This is a genomic window from Lysobacter yananisis (assembly GCF_031199375.1).
In the GTDB taxonomy this organism is placed as follows: domain Bacteria; phylum Pseudomonadota; class Gammaproteobacteria; order Xanthomonadales; family Xanthomonadaceae; genus Lysobacter; species Lysobacter yananisis.
Genome location: NZ_CP133568.1, coordinates 266,346 through 284,422 on the forward strand (window position 1 = coordinate 266,346; position 18,077 = coordinate 284,422).

Below are 18,077 nucleotides of genomic sequence, written 5' to 3' on the forward strand. Positions count from 1 at the left end.
GCCCGCCTCAACTGCCCTTGTTCTCCTGCGCATGCCACGCCGCCAGCACCTCGCTTTCGCGCTGCGCCGACAAGCCTGCCTTGGGTTTGGCCCGGCGCTCCTCGGGCAACTTGCGCCACCACGCCAGGGTGTCGCGCACGGTGTCGCGCAGCGGCCGGTAGCTCAGGCCCGCCGCGCGCGCCTTGCGCACCGAGGTGTGGCCGAAACCGGCATATTCGCCGCGCGCGGGAATCCACACCGGCATGTCGCTCCACGGCGCCACTTTCTGCGCTTCGAGGAAATCGGCCGGCGCCCAGGTCAGCGTCGACTTCTTGCCCGCGGCCTTCTGCGATTCGCGCAGCAGCGCGCCCATGGTCAGCGCGCCCGGCTCGGCGTCGGCGTTGTAGATGCCGACGTGGCCGCGCTCGATGCACGCCAGCAGGAACGCGGCGAGGTCGCGCACGTCGATGAACTGGGTCGGATCCTCGGCGCTGCCGGGCGCGAGGATCTCGCCGCCGCGGTCGGCGCGCGCCGGCCAGTAGGTGAAACGGTCGCTGTTGTCGCCCGGGCCGACGATCAGCCCCGGCCGCACCACCGTCGTGCGGCCCGGCAGTTCGGCCTCGGCCGCCTTCTCGCACAAGGCCTTGAGGCCGCCGTAGGTCTCGCCGGTGACTTCGGTGACGTTGGGATCGGACAGCACCGCCAGCGTCGAAGTCTCGTCGGACGGCACGTCGTTCTTGGCGTAGACCGAAATGGTCGAGACCAGGAGATATTGTTTGACCTTCGGCGCGAGCAACTTCGCCGAGCGGGTCACGTCGGCGGGAACGTAGGCCGAGGTATCCAGCACGGCATCCCATTTGCGCTCGCCTGCCAAGGCCGAAAGATCGGTCTTGCGGTCGCCGTGCAGTTGTTCGATGTCGCGGTAGTCCTCGCCGGAGAACTTGTCCGGGTTGGTCTTGCCGCGGTTGAACAAGGTCAGCGTGTGCCCGCGCTTGCGCGCCGCCTCGACGAAATGCGGGCCGAGGAAACCGGTGCCGCCGAGCACCAGCAGTTTCAGCGGTTGCGGCTTGGCGGCGGCGAGCGCGCCGCCGGGCAGCGCGAGCAGGCTCGCGGCAGCCGCGCCGGCGGCGAGGAAATCGCGGCGATCGATGGTCATGCGGCACCTCGTGGGTTGGGTTCGGTAACGGAAGGAACGGGACCGGCCGCGCCGGGCAGCCCGCGCTGCGCGCGCACGATGCTCCACGCGCCGGCGGTCATGCCGGCGGCGGCGAGCGCGCCGGCGGCGAACACCGCCTGGGTGCCGAGCAAGGCCACCGCCTTGTGCACCCAGACGAAGGCCAAGTCGGTGCCGCGGAACACCGCGGTGTCGATCACCGCCTTGCCCTTGTAGCGCGAAGGCCGGTCCATGCGCGTGTACAGCGTCTCGCGCGCCGGCTTGGACAGGGCGAATTCGCTGGCGCGCTGCGCGACCTGCACCACCGCGACCATCATCGGCAGCGGCGACGCCATCAGCGCGGCGAAGCCCAGCATCAGGATCAGCCCCGGCATCAGCAGCGCCGGCGCGACGCCGTGGCGATTGAGCAGCCAGCGCGTGAGCAGCAGTTGGGTCAGGATCGCCAGCAGATTGACCGCGCTGTCGATGCGGGCGAAGTAGCGCGTGGCGGCTTCGGCGCTGGGATAGAACTCGCGCGCGATCGCCGACTGCTGGTTGTACAGCAAGGTCGCCGCGCCGACGCTGAAAAACAGGGTGATCGCCATCGCCCGCAGCGCCGGCCGCTGCCACACCAGGCGCAGGCCGGCCCACACCGAACCGCCCATCGCGCCCTCGCCGCTGGCCAGCCCGTACGCGCGCTCGCGCGCCATCGCCCACGGCCGCAAGCGCACCACGCACAACACGCACACCGACAGGAACCCGGCCGAGACCAACAGCAGGTTGGCCACGCCCAGGGGCTGCACCAGCCACTGCGTCAGCATCGGCCCGAGCACCGCGCCGGCGGTGCCGCCCGCGCCGATGTAGCCGTACACGCGCCGCGCCTGGCGGTCGTCGAACACGTCGGCCATGTAGCTCCAGAACACCGTCACCGCGAACAGGTTGAAGATCGCGGTCCAGACGAAGAACACCATGCCGCGGCCCGGCACCTGCGCATGGAAAGCCCAGTGGAAGCCGAACAGGCAGACGATGAAGACGCCGTACACCAGCGGCAGCAGCGCGCGCCGCGGGAACCGCGCGACCAGCGCGCCGTACACCGGCTGCAGCGCCAGCATCGCCACGAAGGTGCAGGTGAACAGCACTTGCAGCGCGAAGTCCTTGAGCTCCCGGCCGTGGCCGCGCGCGAATTCGATCCAGGCGTGCGGGAACACGGTGGCGGCATCGGCCGAGGCGCCCATCGCGTCGCGCACCGGACGCAGCACGTAGTAGCCGCACAGCAGGCAGAAGAAGTAGAGCAGCGACCACCACAACGGCGGCGTCCGGGCCAGGGCGCGACGCGGGCCGCTCATGCGCGCGCTCCGCGGCGGCGAACCCTCGCCCAGCGCTCATCCACGCCGCGCCGCGCACCGTCCGGCGCACGCGCACGACCGCATCCGCACCGCCCGCAAGGCTCGCGCATGGCCGCCACTCCCGTTTCCCGCGGACAAGCTAGCGCCGCGCCGACCGCGGCGGCGTCTGCGGATGGTCATCCCGACCTTCGGCATAGGCCGCGGACGCGTCGCTCAATCGCTCCAGCGCCCGCAGCACCTGTGCGCGCTGGGCGATCGGCCGGGAGGGATCGATCCGCACAACGGTCGCACCGGTGCGCGCCAGCGCCGCGACGGCGGCGGCGGCGCCTTGGTCGTCGGCCAGCACATATACGCGCCGGCCGGCCTGACAGCCCGCCGGCGCGTCCCGCGCGGCCTTGGCCAGGGATGCGATCAGCCCTTCCTGTTCGGGCGGCTGGGCGAAGGTCGTGGCGAACACCAAGGCGCGTGGGTCCTTGCCCGGGTTCGACAAGGCTTCGACGATCCGCCGGTGTTCCGGCAGATCGGCACGGCCGGCCTGCAGTTGCACCCGCATCAGGTTCGGCGAGGTCTCGCGTCCACCGGAGTCCAGGCGCCGATAGGCTTCGATGAGGTAGCGATTCCAGGCGCCGTAATCGCCGGTTTCCGGCGCCAGCAGCGGCGCGCGCAGGAACGCCTTCGCCGCCTCCCAGCGCAGTTGCTCCCGGGCGATGGCCGGCGCAGCCTGGGCATACGCACGCTGCAACGCAGCCGCGTAGCCGGGCGCGCGTTGTCCGGTCGCGGCGTCCAGGGACAGTTCGACATAGCCGGCGGGGCTCAGCCCTCCCTCCTTGTTGCTGGGAATGCTCACCCGCAGCCGCAGGCTGCGCCCATCGGCGGAGAATGCGTGCTCGCGGCCCCAGCCGATCGAGCTGACCGAACGCGGCAAGGCGCGGATGTAGTCGGCCGGCAACAACTGCGCCAGGCTCAGCGTGCGCACGCTGCGGCCAGTCGGGCCGTACAGCACGACCACGCGCGGTCCATGGCCCGCGGCGGCGTAATCGTCGAAGGTCGCCACCTGGCCGGTATTCGACACCACGCTCCACGACGGCGCCACCGGATTGCGCAGCGGCCCGCGCCACACCTGCGCCCAGCCCGTCCCTTGCCGGCGTTCCACCCGCGCTTGCGCTGCGTTTGCGGGCGCGACGTCCTCGCGTGCGGGCAAGGAAATGCCCGCCGACGGCGTCACCGTCAGCCGGTAGCGCCCATTGCCGGACAGGTAAGTCTCGACGCGCGGCGGTAAAAAAGTATCGGCCCGCGCCGGCCGCCAGGGCAACAAGCCCGCCAGCATCAGCATGAGCGCGCCCAACATCGCAGTACGTTCCATCGGATCGCGCTCCTCGTCCTTCAAGGCGGTGCGGCCGCCTTGGCGCAAACATTCAATGCCGCACCGGCTCCCTCGCCGCCGCGCGCAAGGTCAGCCGCGAAATCTCCGGCGGCACCCCGAACCGCACCGGCAGGATGCTGGTGCCGATGCCGGTGGACACGAACAGCGACTTGCCGTCTTCGACGAGGTAGCCGCCGGCGTAGCGCATCTGCGCCGGCACCACCGGGGTGCCCAGCCACGGCAGTTGCACCTGGCCGCCGTGGGTGTGGCCGGCGATCGTCAGCGACGGGCGCGGCGGAATCTCGGGGAACAGGTCGGGGTTGTGAGTCAGGGCGATCGCCGGGGCGTCGTCGCTCACGCCGGCGAAGGCGCCGGCGATGTCGTGGCGGGTCTCCCACTTGTCGCCGATGCCGACGATCCACAGCGTGCAGCGCCCCAGTTCGACCTTGCGCGCCTGGTCTTCCAGCACCACCACGCCGGCCGATTCCAGCGCGGCGCGGACCTTGCCGCCGTCCTTCCACCAGTCGTGGTTGCCGAGCACCGCGTACACCGGCTTGCGCGCGGTCAGCGGCTTGAGGTGCGGCGCCAGTTCGTCGGCGGAGATGTAGGTTCCGCCGAGCACGCTGAGGATCACGTAGTCGCCGGCCATCAGCACCGCCGGCGCGTCGCTGGCGACCAGCCGGGCGACGATCTGGTCGAGCTTGTCCAGGCCGTTGTGCGGCGAGCCGGTGTGCAGGTCGGCGACCACGTCCAGGCGCAGGCCTTCGCACTCGCGCGACCAGTGCGGCAGGGCGAAGTCGTAATCGCGTTCCACCAGTTGCCGCGGTTCCCAGAAGAAGCCCCAGGCCAGGCAGCCCAGCGCGACCAGCGTCGCGCCGACAAACAGGCGCTGCAGCCACGGGTTGCGCGGCCACGGCCGCCAGCCGCGCGGGCTCACCCGCGCGCGTCCTTCGCCGCCTCGTCGGCGCCGCCGCGCTGGACCCAGCGCGCCAGGTTCCAGCCGACCACGCCGGCGCCCAGCGCGACCGCCGCGCTGATCCCGGCCAACCCGGCCACGCCGGCGCCGGCGCCGCGCAGGGCGACCATGGTGCTGGCGACCATCACGTCGCCGAACCGCCACACTGCGGTGTCGACCGCGTTCTTGCCCTTGTAGCGCAGGGTGCGCGCGGCGCTGGCGAACAGGCTCTCGCGCGCCGGCCCGACCATGCCGTAGGACAGGCCGCGGCTGACCACCAGCGCCACCGCCACCGCCGGCAGCGGTCCGACCAAGCCGGCCATGCCCGACGGCAGCATCGCCACCAGCGCGCCGTAGCCGGGGAACAGTTCGGTCAGCGGCGCATAGGCGTTGCCGACCCACGCCGCCAGGCTCAACACCGCCACCGTCACCACCGACCACACCCCGATCACCGCCGCCGCGCCGCGCCGCGACAGCAGCCACGGCGTGATCAGCACCTGGGTGCTGAGCGCGACGATGTTGGTCATCAGGTCCAGGTCGGCGGCGAAACGGGTGCGCGAGACCGCGTCGGTGAACGTGGCCTTGGAGTAGTCCACGACCAACCCGTAGTTGACCGTGCCGATCCAGTCGCCCAGCAGCATCAGGATCGCCATCGAGCGCACGAACGGATTGGCGAAGATCTGCTTGAGCCCGTCGAACATGCCGCCGCCGATCGCCGCCTCGTGCTGGCCCTCGAAGCGGCGGGTGCCGTGCACGCGCGACCACTGCCCCAGCGCCAGCACCAGCACCAGCGCCAGCGCCAACAGGCCGGCGGAGACCAGCAGCAGCGGCGCCACCCCGATCGTGCCGACCAGTTGCCGGGTCAGCGCCGGCCCGACCAGCGAACCGACGGTGCCGCCGATGGCGATGATCGGGAACAGCCGCCGCGCCTGCCCCTCGCTCCAGATGTCGGTCATGAAGCTCCAGAACACCGACACCACGAACAGGTTGAACACGCTGATCCAGACGAAGAACACCACCCCCAGCGCATGCGCGCTGAGCGGGCCGCTGTCGCCGAACAGCGGCGCGAAACCGATCAGGCAGGCGATGAAGAAGCCGTACACCACCGGCACCACCACCCGGCGCGGATAGCGCGAGACCAGCGCCGAAAACGCCGGCGTCAGCGCCAGCGTGGCCAGGAACGAGGCGGCGTAGAACCACGGCAGCTGGGTCGAGCCGACCGCGGCGCTGAGCTGGTCGCGCACCGGCCGGATCACGTAGTACGCGGTCAGCACGCAGAAGAAATAGGCCAGCGACAAGGCCACCGCGCGCCATTCCCCGGTGTGGACCCGTCCGCCGGACAGGGTGGCGCCTTGCACTGCCGACATCGCGTCGCTCCATGAGTGGACCGGCGGCGGCGCGCCGCCGGTCCTGCAGATCGTGGTCGGCCGCGCGCCCTGGCGGGTTCGTCCCCGGGCCGTCGCGACCGCCGCCGCCCCGCGCCACCGTGGCGGCGGCGCGATTGCCGGCACGGTAGCCCAAACGCGTCGGCCGCCGCTACCACCGGGCGTGGCGTGTGGGTCGAAGCATCACCTTCGCGCCGCAGACCGCGTATCTCCCTGTAGCAGCGGCGCAAGCCGCGACCGCGACACCGCATATGCGACGCGACCTGCCCCCCCCCCGCAGTCGCGGCTCGCTCCGCTCCTGCCTGCCGGAAACGCGGCGCCGCCGCGCCAGGCCCCAATGTTGGGAGCATTTGCTCTAGCCCCGGCGCTTACGGTCGCCCGATGAGCGCCGCACGCCACGCCGCGCCGCAGCGGGAACCGCCAGTGCCCACCGAGTTCGACTACATCATCATCGGCGCCGGCTCGGCCGGCTGCGTCCTCGCCAACCGCCTCAGCGAGGACCCCGACACCCGGGTGCTGTTGATCGAAGCCGGCCCGCGCGACTACCACCCCTTCATCCACATGCCCGGCGGCATCGCCAAGCTGGTCAACCAGAAGGGCGTGAACTGGGACTACGACACCGCGCCGGAACCGCAGCTCGAAGGCCGTACCCTGTGGTGGCCGCGCGGCAAGGTGCTCGGCGGCTCCAGTTCGATCAACGCCATGTGCTACATCCGCGGCGTGCCCGGCGACTACGACGAATGGGCCGCGCTCGGCGCCGACGGCTGGAGCTGGAACGAGGCGCTGCCCTATTTCAAGCGCAGCGAACGCAACAGCCGTGGCGACGACGCCCTGCACGGCAGCCTCGGCCCGCTGTACGTGTCGGATCTGCGTCACACCAATCCGCTGTCGTCGGTCTTCGTCGATGCCGCCGAGCAGGCCGGCTACGCCCGCAACCGCGACTTCAACGGCCCGCAACAACAAGGCTTCGGTTTCTACCAGGTGACCCAGAAGAACGGCGCGCGCTGCTCCAGCGCGGTGGCCTACCTGGACCCGGCGCGCGAGCGCCGCAACCTGCAGGTCGTCACCGGCGCGCTGGTCAATCGCATCACCTTCGAACACGGCCGCGCCACCGGCGTGGTCTACCGCCACGGCGGCAACGCGCTGCACCAGCGCGCGACCCGCGAAGTGTTGCTGTGCGGCGGCGCGATCAACTCGCCGCAACTGCTGATGCTGTCCGGCATCGGCCCGGCCGCGCAGTTGCGCAAGCACGGCATCGAGGTGCTGGCCGACGCCGCGCACGTGGGGCAGAACCTGCAGGACCATCTCGACATCTGCACCCTGCACCATTCCACCCAGCGCATCACCTACGACCGCGCCAGCGAGCTCAAGGTGATCTTCGATTACTTCATGCGCGGCCACAGCGGCATCGGCAGCAGCAACATGGCCGAAGCCGGCGGCTTCGTGCGCTCGCGGTACGCCAGCGACGAGCGCGCCGACATCCAGTTCCACTTCGTCCCGGCGATGCTCGACGACCACGGCCGCCACCGCCTGGCCGGCGACGGCTACACCGTGCACGCCTGCTTCCTGCGACCGCGCAGCCGCGGCCATCTGGAACTCGCCAGCGCCAGCGCCGGCGACAAGCCGCGCCTGCATCCGAACTACCTCGGCGACGCCGACGGCTTCGATCTGAAGATGACGATCGAATGCGCCAAGCTCTCGCGCGATCTGCTCCGGCAGAAAGCCTTCGACGCCTACCGCGGCGCGCCGATCTTCCCCGCCCGCGACGACCTCGACGACGCCGGCCTGGAAGCCTTCGTCCGGGCCAAGGCCGAGAGCATCTACCACCCGGTCGGCACCTGCCGCATGGGCCGCGACGAGGCCTCGGTGGTCGACCCGCAACTGCGCGTGCGCGGTGTCGAAGGGCTGCGGGTGATCGACGCGTCGGTGATGCCGACCCTGATCGGCGGCAACACCAACGCGCCGACGATGATGATCGCCGAGCGCGCGGCGGACCTGATCCGCGGGCGGGCCTGATTCGGGATTCGCCGGCTGTTGTGGGAGGGGCTTCAGCCCCGACGCTCTTCGGCCGGATCGCCGCGAGCGGAACGAACAGCATCGGGGCTGAAGCCCCTCCCACAACAGCCTCCACCCGCCCGGCCTCGCCGCGGCCCAGCCTCGCACTTTCGCACCACTGAAAAGCCACATCCCCAGACCGGGCCACGGTTTGCAGAAAAACAATTAATCCCTGAAAAAACATCAACCTGAATACGGTTGTTGCGCAACTCCCTGAGATCGGAGCTAGAATCGGGACACCCCGGTCTTTGCAGGCGCTGAGCGATGAAACGCGATCTTTCCCGACGCTCACTCAACCCGTGGCGCCTGGGCGCCCTCGCCGGCCTGCTGACCCTGACCCTCGGCTCGACCGCGCAGACCTCGCTGCGCTGGCAGCCCGCCAATCCTTCCCTGCCCACGCCGGTCTCCACCGATGCGGTCGCGCGCGGCCAGGGCGTCGACGGCACCGCGCCGCAGGGACTGGGCATCGGCGCGCCGGCCAATACCAACCTGCGCGTGCAACCGCTGGCCGCCGGCTTCGACGTGCAGCAGTTCGAAGCCATGGCCCAGGCCATGGTCGCCGACCAGCGCATCCCGGGCATGGCCATGGCCATCGTCCACAACGGCCAGATCCTCAGCGCGCGCGGCTACGGCATCACCGACGTGCGCAACGCCGAGGCGATCGACGCCCACACCGTGTTCCGCCTGGCCTCGCTGTCCAAGAGCTTCGCCGGCACCCTGACCGGTTTGCTGGTCAACGACGGCACCCTGCGCTGGGACAGCAAGGTCGTCGACTACATGCCCGGCTTCCAGATGGTCGACGCCAACGCCGCGCGCACGGTCACCGTCGCCGACGTGCTCAGCCACCGCGTCGGCCTGAGCCACAACACCTACGACCGCGACCTGGAGAACTACGCCGACTACCGCGTGCTCACCCAGAAGCTCGCCTACGCGCCGATGACCTGCCAGCCGGGCACCTGCTACGGCTACCAGAACATCGCCTTCAGCCTGATCGGCGACGTGGTCTTCGCCGCCACCGGCGACTTCTACAGCCAGGAAGTGCAGCGCCGCCTGTTCAAGCCGCTCGGCATGAACGACGCCAGCCTCGGCCTGGAAGGCATCACCGCCAGCGCGCGCTGGGCCAAGCCGCACGTGCGCGCGCGCGGCGGCTGGGCCTCGGTGACGCCGAAGCCGACCTATTACCAATTGCCGCCGGCCGCCGGCGTCAACGCCAGCGCCAGCGACATGGCGCAGTGGCTGATCGCCCAGACCGGCCACCGTCCCGACGTGCTGCCGCTGCCGCTGCTGGCGACCCTGCACCAGCCGCTGGTCGACACGCCCAGCGAGATCCGCGGCTCCAGCTGGCGCCGCCAGCGCATCGGTTCGGCCGGCTACGCGCTGGGCTGGCGGGTGTTCGACTACGCCGGCCACCGCGTGGTGTTCCATGCCGGCGCGGTGCAGGGCTATCGCGGCATGGTCGCGATGGTCCCCGAGCGCGACCTCGGCATCGCGGTGCTGTGGAACAGCGAGAGCGGCCTGCCGACCGGCATGCTGCCGACCATCCTCGACCGCGCCATCGGCATGCCGGTGCAGCGCTGGCTCGACGTCGACGGCTTCGACGACCCGGGCCTGTACGCGTCCGAGGGCGTCGGCCCGGCGCGCGACGTCAACGGCAGCAACGCGCAGAAGTCGACCGCGGCGCCGCGGTAAACGCTCGCGCGCGGCACGAATCGAAAGGCCCGCTTCGGCGGGCCTTTTCGTTGGCGGCTACCCCATAGCGGTGCTGTCGTGGGAGGGACTTCAGTCCCGACGCTTTTCTTTCGGATCGCGGCGATCGGAGCCGAAAACGTCGGGACTGAAGTCCCTCCCACAAGAACGGATGCCGAGTCGGAGCTCTGGGCGCAGCTCGCGCCCTTAGCGCGGATCGTTCTCCAACACCTGCTTGAGCCGCGTCAGTCCCTGCTCGTAGTCCTTGCCGACCATCTTTTCCATCAGCAGCCCGAACCAGCGCGCGATCGGGTTGTAACCATGGTCGCTGTCCAGCGCCCAAGTCACCCGGGTGCCGTCGCCCTCGGCCGCGAGCGCGTAGCTGGCGGTCGCCCGGCTGCCGTCGAACTCCAGTGCCAAGACGATCTTCTGCGGCGCCGACGCTTCGATTTGCTGGCTGCCGCGCCCGACCGTCTCGCCGTCCCAGGCCATGCGCGCGCCGACGCCGGATTCCGGCCCGGAGTAACTGTATTTCGCCTCCGGCTCCATCGCGTACCACGGCGACCACTCGTTGAAGCGCTTGAACGAATCGAGCATGGCGTAGACCTGCGCCGGCGGCCGGTCGATCGAAATCGAGCGCTCGACGTGGGTCGTCGACGGCAACAGCAGTCCGCCGCCGACGCAGACCAGCGCCAGCAGCAAAACCAGATAGAGCAAGCCCTTGAGCAATGCTTTCACGTCGCGGTCCCCTTCCGGTGGCGTTGCGCCGATGCTAGCGCCGTCGCGCGGGAAGCGAGGTGAGCGGCGCGGTTGGCCGACGGAAGGCGGAAGGCGGCGCGGGCGGACGCAGCGGCGGCGCGACGTGCGGTGCGCGATGGCGCGACGGGCAAGCGCCGCGGGACGGCCCGGGCCGCGCATCGGCCGAAGGCGAGGACGCTCGCGGCCGGCCGGCGCGCTTTCCGCCGGCCCAAATAAAAAACTCTCCCCCCGCCTGGGCTGCGGGGAGAGAGTCGGGTTACGGCTTAATCGGGGCGCTGATTCAGATCAGCGGCGCCGGGGTCGCCGGCATGGCGGCGGCCTTCGGCTTGCGGGCGCGCTTGGCGGCCTTCTTCGGGGCCTTCTTCGCGGCCTTCTTGGCGGTCTTCTTGACAGCCTTCTTCGCGGTCTTCTTGGTGGCCTTCTTCGCCGCCTTCTTGGCGGTCTTCTTCACGGCCTTCTTGGCGGTCTTCTTGGTCGCCTTCTTCGCCGCCTTCTTGGCGGTCTTCTTCACGGCCTTCTTGGCGGTCTTCTTGGCGGCCTTCTTGGCGGTCTTGCGGACGGCCTTCTTGGCGACCTTCTTCACAGCCTTCTTGGCGGTCTTCTTGGTGGCCTTCTTGGCGACCTTCTTAGCGCCGGCCTTCTTGGCGACCTTCTTCGTCGCTTTCTTGGCGGCGGACTTCTTAGCGGCTTTCTTAACGGCCATGGGATGGCTCCTCGTCAGTGGTCGATCAGGGATGATCAGGGGTGTAGCGGTAAGCCCAGTTATAAAGACTCTGTGGTGGCAGAGCCGCGGGAGTCGGACCCGCGTGCAACCGCCGGCGCGCGAGGCGCGTCGGAACGGATCGGGGATCGCGTCCGGCCGTGGCGGCGGCAGGACCGATGGCTGGCCCGCCCGGGTGGCGAGCCGGGGCGGAAGCGGCCGCGCAACCGCGCGACCAAACAAAAACCCGGGCCGCCGAACGCGTACCGGGTGCTTTGCGAGACGCCAGCGATGTCATCGGGACTTTGGATGTCATCGGCGAAGAGAGCGGGGCCAACATTTCTGCAGAGGAAGCGAATCCTGCGTCCACCGTTTTGACTGTCCGGGCGGAGGTTCGATTTGTGCTGCGTGTTGTCGCGCTGGCTGTTCTCACTCTCGTGGCAGTGAACGTCTGCTGGGCGAAACCTAATCACGCTTTTTGCAACTGTCAACAACCCCGGCGGATTTTTCTTCGCCGGCCCGACCGGCCCGGCGTGGACGGCGCGCGCGCGCGCATCGCGCGGCAACGCGCGCGCGCATCGAAGGCTACGCGAAAGAATTTCGACTACTACGCTGAAACCCAAGCGTGGCGCGGGTTTCCGCGTTGTCGCGTTTTTTCTTTTCGCGCATCGCGCGATGCGCGCGCGCGTTCGCCGACGCGCGCGAAGCGTTCGCGGCGACCTGTACCGGCAAGAAAAATTCCCTTCCGCCGACGCCGCCGATTTCGCGTCGCACAAGCCCGAATGCGCGAAAGTGCGCGAACTTTTTTTCCCCGCGACCGGCGTCGGGAAGGTCGGCGGCGACGACCGCCGCGTCCGCGACCGGCATGCGCGAACGCGCCGGTGCGGACGCGCGACGCGCGGGCGTCGGCGGCAACGACGCGCCGCCATCGCCGCGTCGCCGCCGCGGTTCGCCGACGCGAGCGCAGCGCGCGGCGCGCGCGCCGGTCGCGCGCGAACGCCACGGCGGCGTTGCCGCGAGCGCGGCGGCGGCGACGCGGCGATCCGTTCGAAACGCTACGCGAAAGTGGAGCGCGCGCGGCCGGACATGCGTTGCGTCGTCCGATCCGGCGGCCAGCATCGGTGCTGTCGGCGGCGACGGCGCACGAGCGCGCTCCCGCCTCGGCACCCGCACCAGCGCGGCCGGCGCGCTGCATCGCGACCGCGGCGTAAGACCGCCGCGCCGACCGCGACGGCACGCGACCGCGAGCGCGGTCGCGTGGATTTTCCCGAGCGAAAACGATGCATGCGCGTGGCGGCGCCGATGACGCCGGCGCCATCCTCGCTCGTCGGCGCGGCGGCATCGCCGCTACCGCAGACGCCGCCAGCGCCGCCCGGCAACACCCGCGCGACGCGCGCACCCACGCTGCTCGCTGGCATCGAAGCATCGTCGTCGAGCGGGGAGCGACCGGCGACGGCGGCGACGCGGCGCGCGCGATCGCGTTATGCCGGCGTCAACGACGCGCCCGCGAATGCCACCTCGTATTCGCATTCGAATGCTGAGCGGCGGCACGCGCGGTGAGTATCCGGCCATCGCCGGCGCGACGACGCGGCGGATCGAAGCGCGTCGGAGCTGAAGCCGCTCCCGCCGACGAACACCGCCGTCGTGGGAGGGTTCGGGTCGCGACGGCTTCGGTCGAGCAAGCTCGCGAGGAAGGTTCCGCCGTGGCGGATAGAAAAGCGTCGGGCCTGAAGGCCCTCCCACAGGAATGCCGCGACGAAGGTCACGCGGCCCTGGCAACGACGCCGACGGTTGTGGGAGGGGCTTCAGCCCCGACGCTTTCGGCTCAGGTTGCGGGGAAGGTTCGACCGCGCTTCTGGCGCATGCGCTTGGGCAGGTTTTACCGCAGCGGAAAGAAAAGCATCGGGCCTGAAGGCCCTCCCACAGGAATGCCGCGGCGAAGATCTCGCCGCCAAGGCAACGACGCCGACTGTTGTGGGAGGGGCTTCAGCCCCGACGCTTTCGGCCCAGCTCGCGAGGAAGGTTCGACCGCGCTTCTGGCGCATGCGCTTGGGCAGGTTTTACCGCAGCGGAAAGAAAAGCATCGGGCCTGAAGGCCCTCCCACAGGAATGCCGCGGCGAAGATCTCGCCGCCAAGGCAACGACGCCGGCCGTTGTGGGAGGGGCTTCAGCCCCGACGCTTTCGGCTCAGCTTGCGAGGAAGGTTCGACCGCGCTTCTGGCGCATGCGGCTAGGCAGATTTTACCGCGGCGGAAAGAAAAGCGTCGGGCCTGAAGGCCCTCCCACACGAATGCAGCGACGAAGATCTCGCCGCCAAGGCAACGACGCCGACTGTTGTGGGAGGGGCTTCAGCCCCGACGCTTTCGGCTCAGCTTGCGAGGAAGGTTCGGTCGCGCTTTCGGCGCAGGTCGCGAGGCAGGTCCGCCGCAGCGGAAACAAGACCATCGGGCCCGAAGGCCCGCCCACAACGAAACGGGGAGCCAGTCCCGGTACCGCGTCGCGGTCCGGTCCTGCGCTCCCCGTGGGGCCATGGCCGAGGGATCGGCCGCGGCGGACGGCTCAGTGGTCGTCGTCTTCCAGCAGCTCGGCGTAGTCGTCCGGCGACAGCAGTTCGTTGAGCTGGTCCGGCTCGTCGATCTCGACGGTGTAGATCCAGCCTTCGCCGTAGGCATCTTCGTTGATGGTCTCGGGCTTGTCGGACAGCTCGGTGTTGACCGCGGTGACGGTGCCCGAAACCGGCGCGTACACGTCCGAGGCGGCCTTGACCGATTCCACCACGGCCGACGCGTTGCCGGCTTCGACGCGGTCGCCGACGTTGGGCAGCTCGACGTAGACCAGGTCGCCGAGCAGGCCCTGGGCGTGGTCGGAGATGCCGACGGTGACTTTGCCGTCGCCTTCGACGCGGGCCCACTCGTGGGACTTCATGAACTTCAGATCGCCGGGAATTTCACTCATGGCAGGGGGCCTCGGACGTTGCGGGGAGCCGCGGATGATGGCGCGTAGTTTAACGATGCTGGCGCGTCATGGGAGGGGTTGACGACGATCGGCGGCGACGGCGCAGTTCAGGCGCCGCCGCGGCCGACGCCGCGGTTCAACGCGGTGCCGCGCCGGCGCCGGCCAGGAACGGCGCGCGCCCGCTGACCAGCGCCGCGCGCAGCGCGTCGACGCGATCCTGGCCCCAGAACGGCTCGCCGTTCAAGACGTAACCCGGCAGGCCCGGCAGGTCGTTGGCGATCGCCGCGGCGGTGTTGTCCTGATAGACCTCGGCCACCGCGCCGGTATCGGCCGCGGCGAGGATCGCATCGACATCGTGACCGGCGTCGCGCAACGCGCGCGCCAGCACGCCGCGGTCGGCGATGTCCTCGTCGTGCGCCCAGATCGCGCGGAACACCGTGTCCATGTACTGCGCCGGATCGCGCCCGGCCCGCACCAGCGCGATCGCGCAGCGGTCGGCCAGGCCCGGGTCGACCGGGAAGTGCTTCGGCGTCAGATTCAGCGGCACGTCGCGCTCGGCGCGCGCGCGCTGCAGTTCCACCACGCGATAGCGCTGGCGCGCCGGCGCGCGCTGGCCCAGCGGCAGGCCGCCGTTGGCGGAGAACAGTTCGAAGATGCGCACCGGCTTGTAGCGCAGGTGCGCGCCGGTCTCGCGCGCCAGCGCCAGCAGCGGCGCATGACCGAGGTAGGCGTAGGGCGAGATCAAGCTGAAGTAGTAGTCGACGGCGACGCTCATGCACGGCTCCGTTCATTTCGATGCCCGGTCCAGCGCGGCGGCCGGATCGGGAAGGTGGCGTCGCGGCCCGGGCGATGCGCCGGGCCGCTGGCTGGGTAGGCCCACCTGGATCGGGCGGGCGGATCGGGCGAGGCGGTTCGGAATCGGGCGGTGCGCGGACGACGATCGCGCGGGGCGCACCCGCGCGATCCCGGCCGCGCGGCGCGAATCAGCCGAGCACGCCGTCCTGCGCCTGGCCGTCGCGCACGAACGGGAACTTGACCACGCGCACCGGCACTTCCTTGCCGCGGATGTCCACGCGCACGTTGCCGGCCGCGCCGAGCGCGATCTCGCCGGCCGGCACGCGCGCGAACGCGATCGACTTGCCCAGGGTCGGCGAGAACGTGCCGGAGAGGATCTCGCCCTCGCCGTGCGCGGTCAGCACCTTCTGGCCGTGGCGCAGCACGCCCTTCTCGTCCATCACCAGGCCGATCATCTGCCGCGGCGCGCCGCCGGCCTTGTGCGCTTCGAGCGTGGCGCGGCCGATGAAGTCGCGCGGCTTTCCATCGGCATCCACGTCGAGCGCGACGGTCCAGGCCAGCGCGGCCTCGTACGGCGAGACCGTGTCGTCCATGTCCTGGCCGTAGAGGTTCATGCCCGCTTCCAGGCGCAGGGTGTCGCGCGCGCCCAGACCGGCCGGCTTCACGCCGGCGGCGAGCAGCGCGTCCCACAGCGCGACCGCGCGGTCTTCGGGCACGATCACTTCGAAGCCGTCCTCGCCGGTGTAGCCGGTGCGGGCGACGAACAGTTCGATGCCGTCGGCGGTCTGCGCCTGGCCGGCGACGAACTTGCCGAGCTTGCCGATGCGCGCGCGATCGTCCTCGCGCAGCAGGCCGATGAGTTTCTCGCGCGCGTTCGGGCCCTGCACCGCGATCATCGACAGCTCGGGACGTTCGGTGACGCTGACGCCGAACGCGGCGGCCTGCTGGCCGATCCACGCCAGGTCCTTGTCGCGGGTGGCCGCGTTGACCACCAGGCGGAAGTATTCCTCGTCGTGGAAATAGACGATCAGGTCGTCGATGACCCCGCCGTCCTGGTTGAGCATGCAGGTGTACAACGCCTTGCCGCTCTTTTGCAGCTTGTCGACCGAGTTGGCGACCAGGCGGCGCAGGAACTCGCGCACGCGCGCGCCGCGCAGGTCGACCACGGTCATGTGGCTGACGTCGAACATGCCGGCGTCGCGGCGCACCTGATGGTGCTCCTCGATCTGCGAGCCGTAGCTGATCGGCATGTCCCAGCCGCCGAAATCGACCATCTTGGCGCCGAGTGCGCGATGGGCGTCGTTGAGAATGGTCTTCTGACTCATGGGCGCGGCCTGCTCTGCTGGGTGGGGGTGGGAACCCGGGATTATCCCTCAAGCGCGCGGCGTGCGGGTTTGCCGTATTTCGGTACCCCGGCGAATGGTGGCGGTCGTGCCGAGACCTCGGCCGCGGTGCCTGGGGCTGCGGTCGCGATGAAAGTCCTTCGCGGCCGAAACAAAAGCGTCGGGCCTGAAGGCCCTCCCACAAAAGAAAGGCCCCTCACAAAAAGAAAGGTCCGCTGTTGTGGGAGGGCCTTCAGGCCCGACGCTTTGCGATCAGTTCGCTAGGCAGCGCGCGCCTCGACCGACGAACCGCTCACTCGCCCTCGGCGCCTTCGTTGTAGCACTGCACCTCGGCCGCCTTGATCTCGACGAAGCGGCCCTTGCTGCGGTCCAGGCGCACCGCCCAGCGCACCGCGTCGAAGGTCTCGCGCGCGGCGGCGTTCTCCACCAGGGTGTCGACGACGGCGATGACGCCCGGATCGCCGGCGCCGTCGTACAGGCAGGTCGAGATCGACACGCGCTCGCCGCGCTGCAGCCGCGGATACGCGACCACGTCGGTGATCTTCCAGCGCGCTTCGTTGCCGGCGCGGCCGATCAGTTCGGCGGCGTACAACAGTTGCGAGCGGTCTTCGTTGTCGTCGATGGTGCCGATGCTGCGCGCGCAGATCTGTTCGGCGCTGCGGCCGCTGCCGACGCAGCCGCCGGTGTTGGAGCGATAGCCGTCCGGATACGGCGGCACCACCCGGCCGATCCAGTCGCGCGTCGCCATCTTGTCGTCGCGCAGCGCCGGCGGCCGGGCGAGGATCGGGCCGCTCGGGACCGGGCCGGCCGCAGCCGAGGCGTTGGGCTTCGATCCGGCCTGGGTCGGCGGGTTCTGAACCGGCGCGCCGCGGGCCGCGCCGCTCTGCGCGGATGCGTTCTGGGGCGATGCGGCTTGCGTCGGCCTGGCTTGCGTCGCACCGCTCTGGACGGCCTTGTCCTGGGCGATCTTGTCGCGGATCGGATTGCTGCTAGCGGGCTTGCTGTCGACCATTTTGCTCTGCGCCGGATTGGCCGGCGCCGGCACGGTCGGCCCCGCCTGCGCGGCCAGGCACAGGCCCAGCGCGCACGCGCCCAGCGCCGCCGACGCGCGTCGGCGCGCGGTTGCGCGCGACCACGGCCTGGCGCAGCGCGGGCCCACGCTCAGCCCGCCGCTTCCACGTGCAGGACCATGGCCTCGGCGCCGACCACGCGCACCAGCGCGCCGGCCGGCAGGTCCGGGCCGCTGACGTCCCAGAACGCGTCGGCGATCTGCACCCGCCCGCGACCTGCGACGATGCCGCGCTCCAGCGGCACCACCCGGCCGATCAGTTGCTCGGCGCGGCGGTTCAACAGCGGCTGGTCGCTGGCCGGCTCGCGCTTGCGGAACCAGGTGCGGTAGACCTGCACCGAGACGAAGCTGAGCACCACGAACGCGGCGACCTGGGTCAGCACGGTGAGTTCCGGCAAGGCCAGCACCAGCACGAACACCGCCGCCGCGGCCAGCCCGAGCCAGAGCATGAACGCCCCCGGCGCCATCGCCTCGGCCGCGAACAGCAGCAGCGCGACGGCGGCCCAGGCGACGGTCGGCCAGTTCCAGCTCATG

At 70.4% G+C, this 18,077-nt stretch carries 17 protein-coding genes and 4 pseudogenes; 6 read left to right on the forward strand and 15 right to left on the reverse strand.

The genetic code is table 11. The features are described 5' to 3' along the window. Positions 1–7: 7 nt before the first annotated feature. The 5 genes from RDV84_RS01230 to RDV84_RS01250 form a co-directional block, all read right to left on the reverse strand. Positions 8–1,135, reverse strand: coding sequence for an SDR family oxidoreductase (locus RDV84_RS01230; protein ID WP_309152215.1), 1,128 nt, complete (start codon positions 1,133–1,135; stop codon positions 8–10). Further along, a complete protein-coding gene (locus tag RDV84_RS01235) occupies positions 1,132–2,511 on the reverse strand; it encodes an NTP/NDP exchange transporter (RefSeq protein ID WP_309153661.1) in 1,380 nt (459 codons plus the stop codon). The genes RDV84_RS01230 and RDV84_RS01235 overlap by 4 nt, the downstream gene beginning before the upstream one ends. Before the next feature lie 106 nt (positions 2,512–2,617). Continuing rightward, complete coding sequence (locus tag RDV84_RS01240) at positions 2,618–3,826, reverse strand: hypothetical protein (protein ID WP_309152216.1); 1,209 nt, start codon at positions 3,824–3,826, stop codon at positions 2,618–2,620. A 67-nt stretch (positions 3,827–3,893) separates the two neighbouring features. Further along, entirely contained in the window at positions 3,894–4,778 is an 885-nt protein-coding gene (locus RDV84_RS01245) for a metallophosphoesterase (protein ID WP_309152217.1), read from the reverse strand. Next, entirely contained in the window at positions 4,775–6,163 is a 1,389-nt protein-coding gene (locus tag RDV84_RS01250; protein ID WP_078995968.1) for an NTP/NDP exchange transporter, read from the reverse strand. Before RDV84_RS01250 ends, RDV84_RS01245 begins: the two co-directional genes overlap by 4 nt. 399 nt (positions 6,164–6,562) lie before the next feature. On the opposite strand from RDV84_RS01250, the pseudogene RDV84_RS01255 reads away from it, so the two are divergent. Further along, positions 6,563–8,131, forward strand: a pseudogene (locus tag RDV84_RS01255) (GMC family oxidoreductase); the annotation flags it as partial. Then, a pseudogene (locus RDV84_RS25605) lies at positions 8,020–8,298 on the forward strand (DUF6053 domain-containing protein); the annotation flags it as partial. The pseudogenes RDV84_RS01255 and RDV84_RS25605, both read left to right, overlap by 112 nt. Here RDV84_RS25605 and RDV84_RS25610 read toward each other — a convergent pair. Continuing rightward, a pseudogene (locus RDV84_RS25610) lies at positions 8,223–8,420 on the reverse strand (DUF6053 domain-containing protein); the annotation flags it as partial. The pseudogenes RDV84_RS25605 and RDV84_RS25610 sit on opposite strands and share 76 nt — an antisense overlap. A gap of 80 nt (positions 8,421–8,500) precedes the next feature. On the opposite strand from RDV84_RS25610, the gene RDV84_RS01260 reads away from it, so the two are divergent. After that, a complete protein-coding gene (locus RDV84_RS01260; protein WP_078995966.1) occupies positions 8,501–9,925 on the forward strand; it encodes a serine hydrolase domain-containing protein in 1,425 nt (474 codons plus the stop codon). Between the two features lie 83 nt (positions 9,926–10,008). Here RDV84_RS01260 and RDV84_RS27255 read toward each other — a convergent pair. From RDV84_RS27255 to RDV84_RS01275, 4 genes and pseudogenes are all read right to left on the reverse strand, one after another. Next, positions 10,009–10,086: pseudogene (locus tag RDV84_RS27255) on the reverse strand (DUF6053 domain-containing protein); the annotation flags it as partial. A gap of 43 nt (positions 10,087–10,129) precedes the next feature. Then, entirely contained in the window at positions 10,130–10,660 is a 531-nt protein-coding gene (locus tag RDV84_RS01265; RefSeq protein ID WP_309152219.1) for an SRPBCC family protein, read from the reverse strand. 301 nt (positions 10,661–10,961) lie between these two features. Continuing rightward, the gene (locus tag RDV84_RS25620) at positions 10,962–11,384 is read right to left on the reverse strand and encodes a hypothetical protein (protein ID WP_057946507.1); all 423 of its coding nucleotides are present in this window, start codon (positions 11,382–11,384) and stop codon (positions 10,962–10,964) included. A gap of 582 nt (positions 11,385–11,966) precedes the next feature. Next, the gene (locus RDV84_RS01275) at positions 11,967–12,500 is read right to left on the reverse strand and encodes a hypothetical protein (RefSeq protein WP_309152220.1); all 534 of its coding nucleotides are present in this window, start codon (positions 12,498–12,500) and stop codon (positions 11,967–11,969) included. Positions 12,501–12,638: 138 nt separating this feature from the next. Between RDV84_RS01275 and RDV84_RS01280 the strand changes: the two genes are divergently transcribed. From RDV84_RS01280 to RDV84_RS27265, 3 genes are all read left to right on the forward strand, one after another. Next, positions 12,639–12,941, forward strand: a complete 303-nt coding sequence (locus RDV84_RS01280) for a hypothetical protein (RefSeq protein WP_309152221.1) — start codon at positions 12,639–12,641, stop codon at positions 12,939–12,941. 233 nt (positions 12,942–13,174) lie between these two features. Then, the gene (locus tag RDV84_RS27260; RefSeq protein WP_486624540.1) at positions 13,175–13,474 is read left to right on the forward strand and encodes a DUF6053 domain-containing protein; all 300 of its coding nucleotides are present in this window, start codon (positions 13,175–13,177) and stop codon (positions 13,472–13,474) included. Next, positions 13,356–13,655, forward strand: a complete 300-nt coding sequence (locus RDV84_RS27265; protein WP_486624539.1) for a DUF6053 domain-containing protein — start codon at positions 13,356–13,358, stop codon at positions 13,653–13,655. The genes RDV84_RS27260 and RDV84_RS27265 overlap by 119 nt, the downstream gene beginning before the upstream one ends. Before the next feature lie 285 nt (positions 13,656–13,940). Here the strand turns inward: RDV84_RS27265 and gcvH are convergent, their stop codons facing one another. The 5 genes from gcvH to RDV84_RS01305 all read right to left on the reverse strand — a co-directional run bounded on the left by gcvH (position 13,941) and on the right by RDV84_RS01305 (position 18,076). Beyond that, positions 13,941–14,336, reverse strand: coding sequence for a glycine cleavage system protein GcvH (gcvH, locus tag RDV84_RS01285; protein WP_057946506.1), 396 nt, complete (start codon positions 14,334–14,336; stop codon positions 13,941–13,943). A gap of 136 nt (positions 14,337–14,472) precedes the next feature. Next, positions 14,473–15,111, reverse strand: coding sequence for a 2-hydroxychromene-2-carboxylate isomerase (locus tag RDV84_RS01290; RefSeq protein WP_309152222.1), 639 nt, complete (start codon positions 15,109–15,111; stop codon positions 14,473–14,475). A gap of 208 nt (positions 15,112–15,319) precedes the next feature. Continuing rightward, positions 15,320–16,456 carry a glycine cleavage system aminomethyltransferase GcvT gene (gene gcvT / locus RDV84_RS01295; RefSeq protein WP_057946504.1) on the reverse strand — a complete coding sequence of 379 codons (1,137 nt, stop codon included), beginning with the start codon at positions 16,454–16,456 and terminating at the stop codon, positions 15,320–15,322. A 310-nt stretch (positions 16,457–16,766) separates the two neighbouring features. Further along, on the reverse strand, positions 16,767–17,633 hold the full coding sequence (locus RDV84_RS01300; protein WP_309152223.1) for a hypothetical protein: 867 nt from the start codon (positions 17,631–17,633) through the stop codon (positions 16,767–16,769). A 2-nt stretch (positions 17,634–17,635) separates the two neighbouring features. Then, entirely contained in the window at positions 17,636–18,076 is a 441-nt protein-coding gene (locus tag RDV84_RS01305) for an NfeD family protein (RefSeq protein ID WP_057946502.1), read from the reverse strand. Between the last annotated feature and the right edge of the window lies 1 nt (position 18,077).